The 12,668-nt window shown below is 45.6% G+C and carries 13 protein-coding genes and 1 pseudogene; 10 read left to right on the top strand and 4 right to left on the bottom strand.

Going from position 1 to position 12,668, the window contains the following annotated elements; genetic code table 11:
• Window positions 1-256 precede the first annotated feature (256 nt).
• From LFE_RS12980 to LFE_RS03885, 4 genes are all read left to right on the top strand, one after another.
• Window positions 257-1,198 (top strand): M23 family metallopeptidase, encoded by a 942-nt coding sequence (locus LFE_RS12980; protein ID WP_014448963.1) that lies wholly within the window; start codon window positions 257-259, stop codon window positions 1,196-1,198.
• 141 nt (window positions 1,199-1,339) lie between these two features.
• Entirely contained in the window at window positions 1,340-2,839 is a 1,500-nt protein-coding gene (locus LFE_RS03875) for a HAMP domain-containing sensor histidine kinase (protein ID WP_014448964.1), read from the top strand.
• Window positions 2,832-3,362 (top strand): hypothetical protein, encoded by a 531-nt coding sequence (locus tag LFE_RS03880; protein ID WP_014448965.1) that lies wholly within the window; start codon window positions 2,832-2,834, stop codon window positions 3,360-3,362. Before LFE_RS03875 ends, LFE_RS03880 begins: the two co-directional genes overlap by 8 nt.
• Entirely contained in the window at window positions 3,359-4,744 is a 1,386-nt protein-coding gene (locus LFE_RS03885; protein ID WP_014448966.1) for a sigma-54-dependent transcriptional regulator, read from the top strand. Before LFE_RS03880 ends, LFE_RS03885 begins: the two co-directional genes overlap by 4 nt.
• Window positions 4,745-4,767: 23 nt before the next feature.
• Here LFE_RS03885 and LFE_RS03890 read toward each other — a convergent pair whose 3' ends face one another.
• Window positions 4,768-5,550 (bottom strand): sulfite exporter TauE/SafE family protein, encoded by a 783-nt coding sequence (locus LFE_RS03890; RefSeq protein WP_014448967.1) that lies wholly within the window; start codon window positions 5,548-5,550, stop codon window positions 4,768-4,770.
• A gap of 126 nt (window positions 5,551-5,676) precedes the next feature.
• Here LFE_RS03890 and LFE_RS03895 point away from each other — a divergent pair, with 126 nt between their 5' ends.
• From LFE_RS03895 to LFE_RS03910, 4 genes are all read left to right on the top strand, one after another.
• Complete coding sequence (locus LFE_RS03895; protein ID WP_014448968.1) at window positions 5,677-5,973, top strand: DUF6840 family protein; 297 nt, start codon at window positions 5,677-5,679, stop codon at window positions 5,971-5,973.
• Window positions 5,974-6,048: 75 nt separating this feature from the next.
• Window positions 6,049-6,651: a phosphatase PAP2 family protein gene (locus LFE_RS12985; protein WP_014448969.1), complete on the top strand. Its 603-nt coding sequence runs from the start codon at window positions 6,049-6,051 to the stop codon at window positions 6,649-6,651.
• A gap of 3 nt (window positions 6,652-6,654) precedes the next feature.
• Window positions 6,655-7,773, top strand: coding sequence for a 23S rRNA (adenine(2503)-C(2))-methyltransferase RlmN (rlmN, locus tag LFE_RS03905; RefSeq protein ID WP_014448970.1), 1,119 nt, complete (start codon window positions 6,655-6,657; stop codon window positions 7,771-7,773).
• Window positions 7,746-8,063: a hypothetical protein gene (locus LFE_RS03910; RefSeq protein WP_014448971.1), complete on the top strand. Its 318-nt coding sequence runs from the start codon at window positions 7,746-7,748 to the stop codon at window positions 8,061-8,063. Before rlmN ends, LFE_RS03910 begins: the two co-directional genes overlap by 28 nt.
• A gap of 60 nt (window positions 8,064-8,123) precedes the next feature.
• On the opposite strand, the gene LFE_RS03915 is transcribed toward LFE_RS03910, so the two are convergent.
• The 3 genes and pseudogenes from LFE_RS03915 to LFE_RS14650 form a co-directional block, all read right to left on the bottom strand.
• Window positions 8,124-8,921, bottom strand: a complete 798-nt coding sequence (locus LFE_RS03915; RefSeq protein ID WP_014448972.1) for a DODA-type extradiol aromatic ring-opening family dioxygenase — start codon at window positions 8,919-8,921, stop codon at window positions 8,124-8,126.
• A 35-nt stretch (window positions 8,922-8,956) separates the two neighbouring features.
• Entirely contained in the window at window positions 8,957-9,178 is a 222-nt protein-coding gene (locus LFE_RS14345; RefSeq protein WP_232502564.1) for a hypothetical protein, read from the bottom strand.
• 84 nt (window positions 9,179-9,262) lie between these two features.
• Window positions 9,263-9,979 (bottom strand): annotated as a pseudogene (locus LFE_RS14650) (small ribosomal subunit Rsm22 family protein); the annotation flags it as partial.
• Window positions 9,980-10,717: 738 nt separating this feature from the next.
• On the opposite strand from LFE_RS14650, the gene LFE_RS03925 reads away from it, so the two are divergent.
• Window positions 10,718-12,097, top strand: a complete 1,380-nt coding sequence (locus LFE_RS03925; RefSeq protein WP_014448973.1) for a cbb3-type cytochrome c oxidase subunit I — start codon at window positions 10,718-10,720, stop codon at window positions 12,095-12,097.
• Between the two features lie 147 nt (window positions 12,098-12,244).
• Window positions 12,245-12,433: a twin-arginine translocase TatA/TatE family subunit gene (tatA, locus tag LFE_RS03930; protein WP_014448974.1), complete on the top strand. Its 189-nt coding sequence runs from the start codon at window positions 12,245-12,247 to the stop codon at window positions 12,431-12,433.
• Window positions 12,434-12,668 lie beyond the last annotated feature (235 nt).

Here is a 12,668-nt window from a genome sequence, read left to right on the forward strand (position 1 = left end):
GAAACAAGCTTTCCTATAAAGATTTCAATTCTGCGAACCTAAAAAGATCAATTTTGTAAAAATTCAATAATAAAAATGAAACATTTTTTGTTTTGTATATAAAATTATATTATGAAAGGTTTGACTTTTTTTTCGTCTTTAGAGAAAATATCGCCCATTGAGTTGTTGGTCAGATACCCAGAGTGGTCCTTGCTTTATTCCTTATAATAGCTTCGAATCGCATGAGATTAACCAATATGTATTGGATGGGCCATCCATGAACATACCGTCGCCGAAAAAAAATCGAAAAACATATACGCTCCTTTTTATCCCTTCTCCATCAGACAAGGTTGTCCGGGTCGATATTTCTCCGAGAATCCTTTATGTAGGGTGGGTCCTCTCTGCTGTTTTCCTGACTGTTTTCCTGACTTTTTCGGTTATAGCCTATTCGCTTCTTCATAAAGAAAGCCAAATGGTTGCTCTTGCCCATCAGAGCCAGCAACAAAAAGAAGAGATTGTGAGAATCTACTCACGTCTTCAAGAGGTTCATGCGAGGCTTCTGGATTTAACCAAAAAAGAAGATCGTATTCGGATGATTATGGATCCGGATGGTACCGATCCTGATGCTGGTCAGCTTCAGGGTGTTGGTGGTCCTGAGTCTCTTGCCGCTGCCGCCGTTCTGATTCAGAAAGGGCAAAACGGCATGATCGAGTTGATGGAAGAAATGGATCGCCAGTTTACTCATCTCGGTTCAGGGATGCGATATCAGGAGGGAAGTCTGGTTTCGCTCAAACAAAAAATTATTGACAGGGCGCAATTATGGGCGAGCACGCCCAGTATTTGGCCAACTCATGGTGTTTTAACCTCAGGATTTGGATGGAGAAATTCCCCATTCGGGGTGGGTCGGGACTTTCACCCTGGGATTGATATTGCAGGTCGTGTCGGTCTTCCTGTTATTGCAACTGCATCAGGCGTGGTCAGTTTTTCAGGGTGGGACCAGGGATTTGGGAAGTCGGTCCGGATTGATCATGCAAACGGTTTTGAAACACTTTATGCCCATCTGGATCAGGTTGTTGTCTATGAAAATGAAAAAGTGACAAGAGGAGAGATTATCGGTTACTTGGGTAATACCGGTTTGTCTACTGGCCCTCATCTCCATTATGGTGTTCTCCGGAACAGGGTGCCGGTTGATCCAACAAGATATATTATCGATTTCTAGAGTTCTGTCTTCCTGATGACTGCCAGCTGCCACTTTTCCCGTCTTTTTTGAAAAATCTGCTTATTGTGATTACAATGAAACTGTGTGGGGCTATGTGATTGCCTTTTGAGAGTGATTTCATGCCAAGACGAAAGGACTGGATTGATCGGTATTCGTCCATTAAAGCTCAGAGGTAAGGTTGCTGCTTTTTCCCTTGTTCTTCTCGGGGTCATTTTTTTATCAAATTTATATGCAATTCTCAGTCTTTATCATCTTCATGTCATACTTGTTAGTCTCAAAGATACTTCGGTTCGGGGACTCCTTACCGTTTCCAAGCTGCAGCATCAGATCGGAATGGCATTGCCGGATGAAAAACGGTTTTTGTTTTTTTCTCCGATGCCTCCCACAGAAAGACCTTCCGTCGAGAAGGACTTGTCTTTGGGGCGGGTCCTGTTGTTTGGCCTTGCTCCGCCTTCCCCACAGGCAAGAGTTCTGCTAAATGAGTCCTTGAAAGATATTGCCTCTTACCAAAGTGTCATTGATCGTGAATGGGCTGCGTTGATCTCCGGACACCGGGACCAGGCCATAAGAATTTCTCAGACAGAATCCTCTCCGATCCTTATTCATCTGGCCTCTCTTTTAAAAGGGTTGAGGGCTGAGTTCTCCCTGGATCTTGAAAACAAGATTACCCAGACCACCCAAGAGCAGTCTCAGATGACAACCATCAGTGTCGAACTTTTGTCTGTAGGGATTTTTCTTGTCATGCTTCTTTTATGGAGTTTCTCCAGCATTATCCTTTCTCCCTTGATGATTCTGATTGAGGGAACCAGGAAAATCTCTGGCGGAATATTTCATAATCCGGTTACGGTTCCGAATCAGGATGAGCTGGGGGACCTTGCCAGAGCCCTTAATGAGATGGCAGGACGTCTTGGTGAAGTGAATCGATTGAAGTCTGAGTTTGTAACGATCGCTTCTCATGAGCTGAGAACTCCCCTTACGAGTATTCGTGGATTCCTACAGATGCTACAGCGAGGGCAGCTTGGCCCTTTAAACCCTGATCAGGAAAAAAGCTTGGCTATCGTCAGGGAAGAAGTCGATCATCTGGTCGAACTTGTTAATGGATTGCTTGACCTCGGTCGCATTGAGTCTGGACAGATTAGTCTTGAAATACAGGAAGTTGTTTTGCCAAGCTTGCTGGAGCGTCTGAGTGAGCGGCAGAGTTTAGCCTGTAATGAAACCGGAAAGAACTTTGAAACGCATTTTGATCCGGACCTTCCTGTCCGCATTCGTACCGATCCAGGAAAATTGACCCAAGTTTTGGAAAATCTTCTGGGAAATGCTTTCAAGTTTACCCCAAGTGGGGGAACCATCTCTCTTTGGGTCACCCGGTCAGTGAATTCCCTTGAGATAGAGGTAAGGGATACCGGTATTGGAATACCGATTGAGCATATCCCTCAGCTGTTTGATAAGTTTTACCAGGTCACTCCTTTTAATACTCGCGTAAGGGAAGGTCTTGGATTGGGCTTGGCTATCACCAGGGGGATTATTTTAACAATGGGCGGGTCCATTAATGTTCGTCAGAATGAGCCAAAGGGGACGGTTTTTCACGTCTCTTTTCCTTTTGAGCCAGTCATTCAGGAGAAGGAGGGACAAGATGAGTAGTGGGCGTTTTTTTATTGGAGCCATTTTTCTGATCTTCCCTCTTGTGTTTTTGGATGGGTGCAACTCCATGCACAATCCACCGGCGCCCAGGGAGGATCTTCCCCGAATTGTTTTCTTGCCTCAGGCGGTATCGCCGTTTTGGGGAGGTGGTTCATCACATTTTCTGACAGGCCTTTCAAAGCTTTTTGATGCTCATGACTGGGACAAGCTGGATTCATTACTAAACGAACGGCTGTCTGAAAAGGATATTCCGGGTGATGTCATGGCCAGGCTTTTATATGACAAGGCACTTGTCGATATTGAGACCCCTGCAGGAAAGCGCTTGGAAGAAGCCAGAAAAATTCTGAAAACACTGGATGTCGATCGGGTTCCCTATGATGTTCGTGAGTCATCGCATATCCTTCTCAGGATGATTGATCGAAACGCTAGGCTTGAGGAGTCAAACCGGATCTTGACACATAAGCTTGATCAGGTCCGAAAAACCTTCAAAGATCTTTCCAATCTTGAAAACACGCTGAAATGAGTCGTCCCAAACTTTTGGTTGTTGACGATCATTCCAATACCAGGGCGTGGCTCAAAAGCTTCCTCGGTCATGTCGGCTATGATGTGCTGGAAGCCGGAACGGCTGAGAAGGCGATTTCCATCCTCAGGCAGGAGGGTGCAAGTGAGCTGGGTGCAGTTCTTCTGGACCTGAAACTTCCCGATGGTTCAGGGATAGATCTGATTCGTCCCATCAGAGATCTTCGTCCCTCTATCGCGATTATTATCATGACCGCCCATGCTTCAGTGTCGACAGCGGTTGATGCCATTCAAAAGGGTGCCTTTCACTATATTGAAAAACCGATAAATGAAGACATTCTTCTTGAGACGTTAAGGCGAGTTCTCCCTTCTGGTGGCTCACATCTTGATTCCCGACGTTCGGAATCGGCTCCCCCGGTTCTCTTGGGAGAATCTCCCCTCATGCTTGAGATCAGACAGAAAATCAATCTCAGCGCAAGCCATCCCGTACCTGTTTTGATCACAGGCGAGTCTGGGACGGGAAAAGAGGTTATCGCCAGAATGATTCATGATCTTTCTCCAAGCGCTAGGGAACCTTTTGTACCGGTCAATACGGGAGCAATTCCAAAGGAACTCGTGAGTGCTGAGCTCTTTGGCTATGAGCGGGGGGCTTTTACGGGTGCCCAAGAGCGAAAGATAGGCTGGTGTGAAGTTGCCGGTAGAGGAACCTTATTCCTCGATGAGATCGGGACCATGGAACCTGCTACACAGGTAGCCCTTCTTCGGGTCATTGAAAGCAGATCCTTTCATCGTGTTGGAGGAACAGCTGAAATTCCATTTATGGCCAGAATCATAGGAGCCACAAATGAAGCTCTTCCTGAGCTGATTAGGGAAGGTCGCTTCAGGGAAGATCTTTTTTACAGACTCAATGTTTTTGAGATACATGTGCCTTCATTAAGGGAGCGAAGCGAGGATATTCCACAGCTGGCAATCCACTTTATTGAGGAATCATGGTCAGGTGATGAAATTCCAGCCATGACCTTTGACCCGGAGGCTTCCCGGCTATTAAAGGTTTACCCTTGGCCGGGAAATGTCAGGGAGCTGAGAAATGCCATGGTTTCACTGGTGATTCAAAATGCGACGAGCCTTTCTGGAGTGAAGGCAGTTACGATAACTCCTCCGATGCTTCCTGATAAGATCAGGTTTTCATCAGGAAACACCTCTGCTGATTTCACTGATCATGATGGGAAAACTCATGGAAAATCCCTTAGAGAGGGAGAGAAGAGTCTCATTAGAAAAGCACTGATCGAGACAAGGGGGAACAAGTCCCGTGCATCAGAGATTTTGGGAATCAGCCGGAAAGCTCTTTATGCAAAAATTCGGGAATATGGGCTGGGGGATCAATAGATAGCCCAAAAGCACGGGTCGGATCAGTATAGTGCCCATAAGATTCGTATCAAGGTTGCTATAAGCAGAATGAGCTGTCCCAGCTTGACAGCTTGTTTCGTAAGTCGGTAGTGAAGCTTTGCTCCCAGAAATGCTCCCAGTATTGCACCAAAAATCACGGGAATCCCTTCTATAGGAATCGATCCTGCCGTGATCGTTTTTGTAATGGAGCCAGCAATGGCCATGGGGACCATCAGCGCTAATCCGCATCCGACCGCGACGCTTGATGCGTACCCCAATATGCCTGTTATGACTGGATAGTAAAGGAATCCACCTCCGATGCCCAGTATTCCACTGACCAGTCCAATCGATGACATGATCACCATCTCTTTAACTGGCTTGGCGTGTTTTTCACCTTTCAGTGAATGGATCTTTTCGCCAAAGAGAAGTAATCCAACTGCGATGGCAACTTCAAAAGCGTAAATCATCAAGATTGTTTTCCCCCTCAGACCATGGGAAATCACTCCTCCAAGTCCACCTCCAATGAGAGATGATCCCCCCCAAAGGAGGATCTTTTTTGTTGGAAGATCGGCATTGATCCGATGAGAGAGAAATCCGACAATTCCCGAAAGGGCGACCTGGAATAACGAGATCTGTGTTGCAACAAAAGGCGTGAGATGGGGACCTTGGGCGATTGGAAGAATGAAGAGGAGAAATGGGATCAGGACGATTGCGCCTCCAATACCCAACAACCCCGAGATCATTCCTGAAATGGTTCCACCAAGTAATAGAATGAGAATTTCAATATTTCCGCTAAAATGACTCATGGACCTCTTTTATCCAAGCGACTGATTGTGATCGGTAGGATGAATCGGGCGTTATTCGCTTCCCGGATGGTTGGATATGATATACTTTTCGAAAAAGATCCCAAAATGAACGGAGGGGAGGGTTGAATGAGTCATATTTATGAACTTTATTCCCGGGACAGGACCCATCCTGTTCGTATCTATCTCTTGCATGATGAGCTATTTACAGAGGAAGAATTCTTTGACCTGATCCTAGAGTCCTTTGATCGATCCAGCCAGGATGAATGGCATCTTCAGGTTCTTGAAGTTGTGAGGTATCTTGTTTCTAAAAAAGGGTTTCGTGAAGCGGGTGGGCTGATTGAGGTCGGATTTCCCGGAGATGCCGGAAAAAATTTGGTTAAGTCCAGGATTCTGAGTTATTTGGGAAAGGACCGGAGCGACTAGGTCGTTTCTCATTGTTCAGAGTGGTCTGTTTTATATTTGGCTTTGGAGGGGGCTGTTTTTTTCAGCAGAGGTTGAATGGAAATTTTTTCTGATTTGCTTCATTTCGATCACCAGCTTTTTTTACTGATAAATGGAGCTTTTCCCCGGGATTGGCTGGATCCCGTGATGACAGCTGTGACGGATATGGGGAATGGTGCTTACCAATTTCCCATCGGCCTCCTGATTCTTATTCTAGTCTCAAGGCAACATTTGAAACGAGATGTTCCTTTATGGGCTTCAACCGCCCTGCTGAGTCTTTTAGTCGGAGAACTTCTGAAAAAACAGATTGCAAGGCCCCGTCCTCTTGCCTATTTCCATGACAAGATTGTCGACCATCAAGTCACGGTTCACGTCGTCGGACCTCACCTCATGGCCAACTCATTTCCGTCTGGACATACTTTCAGTGCGTTTTCTGCAGCAACTCTTTTTTCAGGGCTTTATCCGAGATTTTCCGTTCTTCTGTATGGGTTGGCATTTTTGACAGGAATTTCAAGGATTTATGTTGGTGCTCATTTCCCGGGAGATGTTCTCTTTGGAGCCATTATCGGGTCTCTCTCTTCCTGGGTTGTGCTCAGATATCTTCGGCCTAAGATTGAACAATTCCAGTCCAGTACGATTGAAACGGGAAAAGAAGCGTAAAACATGGAAAACCTTCTGGATCATTTAACAGATACTTGGCCTTTCCTTTTGAGGGATCTTTCCTTACCCAAATGGAGATATGACCAGATCGCTGACTGGGTCTTTCAAAAAGAGATTTCGGAATGGGATTTGATGAAAAATCTTTCGAAGGGTCTCCAAGAAGCGCTATCATCACAAGTTTCCCTGACATTACCCAAAGTGCTGAATGTTTTGGAATCAAAAGATGGAACCAAAAAGATTCTTTTTCAGCTAAAAGATGAACAAATGATTGAATCGGTCATCATTCCAAGAGGTGATCGGGCGACTCTTTGTATATCCTCTCAGGTTGGATGTGGAATCGGGTGTAAGTTTTGTAGAACGGCAGAGATGGGGCTGATCCGGAACCTGACAATGGGAGAGATTGTCGGTCAGGTGATAATGGCCAATAAAATATTGAAGGAAAACCCCATAAAGGATGGCTCGACATCAAATTTGGAAGATCAACCACTTTTGAATCGGGTAAACCATATTGTTTTTATGGGAATGGGAGAGCCACTAGCCAATCTTGACCAAGTGATCAACTCTATCAGGACGTTAACATCGTCTGATGGGTTAGGTATGTCTCCCAGAAGAATTACTGTGTCGACATCGGGGCTTCCTTCAAAAATCATTGAGCTTGGCCAATCCGGCATACCGGTTAATCTCGCTGTTTCCTTGACAGCAGCGGATGATCCTACTCGCGAAAAGTTAATGCCGATCAACAGGCATTACCCGATCAGGGCAATCCTTGATGCTATAAGGCAGCTTCCCCTGAAAAAACGTCAACGCGTCACCTTTGAGTATGTGTTGCTGTCGGGAGTGAATGATCGTCCGGAAGATGCGAAAAAACTTGCACGTCTCCTGGCGCCATTCAAAAGCAAGGTCAATCTGATCCCATTTAATCCGTATGAAGGATCTCCATTTGTCTCTCCTTCCAAAGATGATGTTTTATTGTTTCAAAAAATTCTTCTTGAAAAGATGGTCGCAACGACGATTCGTCAATCGAGAGGAGATGATATTTTGGGAGCCTGCGGTCAGTTGGCATGGGAGAAAAAAACAGCGATAAAGGAGACTTCATGGAATCCCGTCGTCTTTTCAACCTGAGGCTTGCTCTAGTCCTTGGGGTAGAGCTTTTGGCCATTCAGACCGGTATGTTTTTAAATCGTTACTCCCTGATGGAAGGTATTGGATGGGTAGGCCTTTTTTCCTGGTTTTTAATCGGAGGGGCACTTGTAGGAGGTATTGCTTTTGGAGCCTTGCTGACAGAATGGCTCCCTGAGAGGACAGATGGCCGCCCACCCGGGTTCTTTGAGAAAATTCTTCCACAGTTGCCTTGGGCTTTTGCTCTTCTTGTAGCTTTGATCGACAGTTATTTTTATTTTCCAAGGATGTAATCGGGTTCTTCCTTCATGATCTCCTGGAGTTCGACGATGCATCATTCATTGTGTATTTTGTTATAGGTTGCCTCCTCCGAGTTCAATGGGCGCAAAGCTCATCAAAACTTGCATTGTTCCAGGTCCTGTTTCCATTGCCCACATAATTCCCTTTGAGCAACCAAGTGAAGCCAGCAGGTGAAGCTCTCTCAATTTTCCAGGCGGAGCTGCCCTTTCGAGCAAGGGCTTTGGAATGTTTAAAGGTTTTAAGGACTCTCCCTCCTGAAGCATTCTTTTCATCTCCTCAACGTATTCCTCGAAAAGCGGATCGGGAAGGTTCCTGGCCATAATCCTTTCGTTTTGTGCAAGCATGCCGGAAAGAAGAAGCAGGATTGTGCCATGGCCGGATGGGGTTAGAGATTGGAGGACCTCTCCAAGGACATGGATGTAACGGGCATGATTGAGCGGCTGGGATGTGACCACAACCGGTACACTGGCATCAGGGATCAGGAAAAAGAGAGGAACGGTCAGAATGTGGTCCACTCCATGGATCCCTGCACCAGATGGAACTCCTTTCGACTTTAGCCCTGCAATGATCGCATTGGCCAATATCGGATCTCCGTTTGGATCATATTGGAGTTCTGATCCAAAACCTGAGTAGTCTTGGGAAGACTCCAGTTTCGGATTATTGTCGACAAGGATAATGTTTGGGACTTGCCATCCTGCGCTCATGGAGATTACCGCCCTGATGGGTGTATGGCGGCTGACAAGGTGGCTATGGAATCGGGATAATGCCTCCAATATGGGGCGTTTGTTTCCTCGCCGGTAGCTCTCAAGAAGATCAGGTGAATGTGGTGCAAGGATGGGTAAAATCTCCAATAAAACCTCCCAAGACGAATGATATGTCTATTTTTTCAGGATGGATCGATAGTCTGGACAGCTGTCCCTTCCGGTAAATTGAAGCTCTCCCCTTTTTTCTCAGGCTCTTTGGAAACGATCAGTTTGACCATCTGCCCTTTTTTAAGCGAAAAAAAAGCATTGTTTTCTGAAGATTTATATCTTTTGAGCAGGCGATAGTTTGTCCATTCATGACCGTTACAAAAAACAGATTTTGATAGCCCTCTTTCATGAGTCATGTCTGAGATCATTCTGAATATGAGCTCGGTTTTTGAGCTGTTTGCTTCAGATATCCCTGATTGGGAATCCATTTTCTGGCAAATGAGATAACTCATTTTAAGGGAATCTTTAATATGGCCCAGTTTTTTCGCTTTATGAATCAATTCCTGTGAAAACTGATGAGGGCGATCTTCGTGGCACCAGTCTTTTTCATTAAAAAGTGCTGGACACCCTTCTCGTCTGTTATTTGGGCAAGGCGCTAAAATCTTGAATCCGGGAAGATACTCCAATAAATCATTGCTGAATTGATGGAGTTTTCTTGAAGAAAGTCGGTCTGCCGGTTCTGCAATGAGCAATATGCCATCTGATACCAGAACACGATCTATGCATTCCAAAAGATTTTTCGATGATGCCCGGGTGAGATTCCATTCATTGAGCATATTGCCCCATGAGAGTATGTGCACATCTGATAATGGAGGGAATGTGTCCGGCAAAATCCCATTGTAGGTAGTGACTGAAGAAGTGAATTCGGGGTAGAGACTTTGAATTTCCAGATCAGCTGCGGCAAGTGCTGACTTTGATCGATCCTGGAGAGATATCCTTATTTTGGAATGGAATGTGGGTGGTAACCCATGAAGAATTCCTTGGATGAAGCCTCCTGTTCCGGTGGCAAGATCGGCTATATGAATGGAGTTCTGTTGTTTTAAAAAATTGGTCACAGAAGAAAACAAGTTCATTTCCTCAAAGAGGGATAATGCCTTATAGAAACTTTGCTCATGATAATAAGAACGATAAGCGGACCTAAGTCGTTCATCTGACATGTACTCTTTTGATATTGTTTTGTTGCAGAGAAGGTCCGAAAGTAATGCCAATGGATCTTGTGGATTATTAATGGAGGTTTTGGGGGGCAACAATCGTGATGTCCTTCCTGAAGTGAGTAGGATCCATTCTTTCGAAAAGTCCTTTTGTGATCTTATAGACCTTTAATGTCTTAAGCAATGAATCCGATTCATGATCTTAGAAAAGACCAAGCGTAAAGCGAAATAAGCAATAAAGTGTGTTTGTGACCTTTGTTCTGGATTCTGGTGATATCATATGAGGGTATTGCTTTCAAAGACGAAGAGTTTGTTGATTAAAGGAAAAAAAAGGCAGATTTAAAGAATGAGAATATGTGAAGATTTAAGCATAAAAAATCAAGCATATATTGACTTGGATGACAACTGGAGAGGTCCTTGACAAGGTTCAAGCCTCCTGATAGCATTCGCGATGGTGGTCCGGAAATCGGTCAGGATGAGTTTCTAGGCCTTGGTCGAGAGGACAGACCGGATTGAGCGTATGAATGCGGGAGCGATCCCGCTTCCCATATGACTGGGCCTTATAAAGGGGGCTCAGGACAGGGTGTCGCTCCTGAAGCCGTTGGCTGGAACGGATTCAGGGTGATGAAAGCTCCACATTGTGAACAACCTTTTCCTTTGTAGTCCTTTCAGAGGCAAAGGAACCGGCTGTTTGTAAATGTGGGGCAAGTTACCACCGGATGCATTATTGAAAGGGGAGTTTCCATGCTAAAGAAATCGGTTCCGGAAGGGACTGCGTCAAGAACCATGTTTTTTTCGTCAATCCTCTGGTTGGCGATCGGGACGACCCTCGGGTTTGTTACGTCCCTAAAACTTGCGTATCCGGATATTTTGAGCGGAACGCCTTACCTGAACTTCGGTCACATCCGTCCCGCCCATGTGATGACGGTCGCCTTCATGTGGATCTCCATGGCTTTCGGCGCGGCGGTTCTTTACATGACCCCACTTCTCTGTGGCAACAAGCTATGGAGTGAAAAACTCGGGGTATTCAATGCATGGATGTGGAACCTCGGAGGCTTTGTTGCCGATGTATCTCTCGACCTGGGTTTTGAGTCAGGACGTGAGTATTCGGACTTCATCTGGCCGATCGATGTTTATGTCCTTTCCTTCATTCTCATTCCTCTGGCAGCCAATCTCTACATGACAGTTCTGAACCGTCGAGTGAAAGGAATCTACCCGACTCTCTGGATTTTCATGGGCTGTTTCTTGTATTTGCCTACAACGTTTGCTTTGTCCCAGTCAGTTGAAGTGTTTCATGTCACGGGTTTGAATGAAGCTCTTCTCACCTGGTGGTCTGGACACAACCTGTTTGGGCTTTGGATTACTCCAATGTCCATGGCTGTGGCTTATTACATGATCCCCAAATTGACAGGGAATCCCTTGTACAGCCATAAGTTGGCCCACCTGAACTTCTGGTCCAACTTTGCATTCTACTCCACACCAGGAGCGCATCATCTCATGGGCGCCCCGATTCCAGAGTGGCTGAAATCTTTCTCCTCTGTGAGCGGTGTGCTGATTCTTGTGCCGTCAATGGCTTTCCTTGCGAATGCCCTCTTGACCATGTACGGGAAATGGAGACTGTTTGTTGAAGTTCCTGCCCTTCGTTGGGTGACAACGGGTACTCTCTTTGCGATTCCCCTGAACTTCCAGGGTGGTTTTCAGCAGACTCGTGCCATCAACTGGTATATCCACGGAACTCATTGGGTTGTTGCTCATGCCCACCTTGGGATCCTGGGTTTCTCTACCTTTATTGAAATTGGTGGTACTTATTACGGTGTCGAGCGTCTTCTCCGGAAGAAATTCAACCCAACTCTTGAGCTTTGGCATTACTGGCTTACGGCAATCGGGTTCATCATCTTCTGGACGAGCTTGACTGCAGCAGGTTTGATTCAGGCCGCAGCAAAAGTCTATGAAGTTCCTTACATCGACTCTGTGGTTGCAACACATCCTTACATGGTTGCCCGTTCCTGGGGTGGATTCCTGATCATCACTGGTCAGTGGATCTTTGTTTATAATGCTTACAGAACTGCTATGTCTCCAGCGACTGTCCCTGTTTCACCGGTGGCTCAGCCTGCGAGATCATAGTTTCTGTATGCAACTTGTTTGAAGAAGGGGGGCTGCGAATGCGGCTCCCTTTTTTTTTTCATCCCTGGAGATCTTCGTACATTCCAAAAAAAGAATGTGTTATACTGAAGTGAGGCGGTTAGATTCAAACTTCGAGCGGAGGTTTATATGTTGACAGGGCTTTTTGAACCACTCCATCTGATAGTGATTTTGGGAATTGTTCTCTTGGTTTTTGGAGGGAGGAAACTTCCTGAAATTGGTGCGGGAATGGGAAAGGCGATATCCAATTTTAGAAGAGCTTATAAGGATGAGCCTGAATCCGCAAAGGTAGAGTCTGATAAGTCTACGAAAGTCTAGGATTGATGAAATTGATGGGGCAGGGACATTGATCCCTGTGAAGTCGGTGGGTGTATTTGACTAATTAGATTTGTGGGATGTTTTTGTTTGCCATGTATTTCCTGTTTTGAGTAACCGGATTTTCCTCTGCTAAAGATTGCCCTTCGATAACCAGTATACCTCTTTGATCCCACAAAATGACCCAAGAAAAGACCCTGGATATAGACTATCCAAGGCCTTTTGTTTTGTATGCGGA

It is taken from the genome of Leptospirillum ferrooxidans C2-3 (assembly GCF_000284315.1).
GTDB lineage: Bacteria > Nitrospirota > Leptospirillia > Leptospirillales > Leptospirillaceae > Leptospirillum > Leptospirillum ferrooxidans.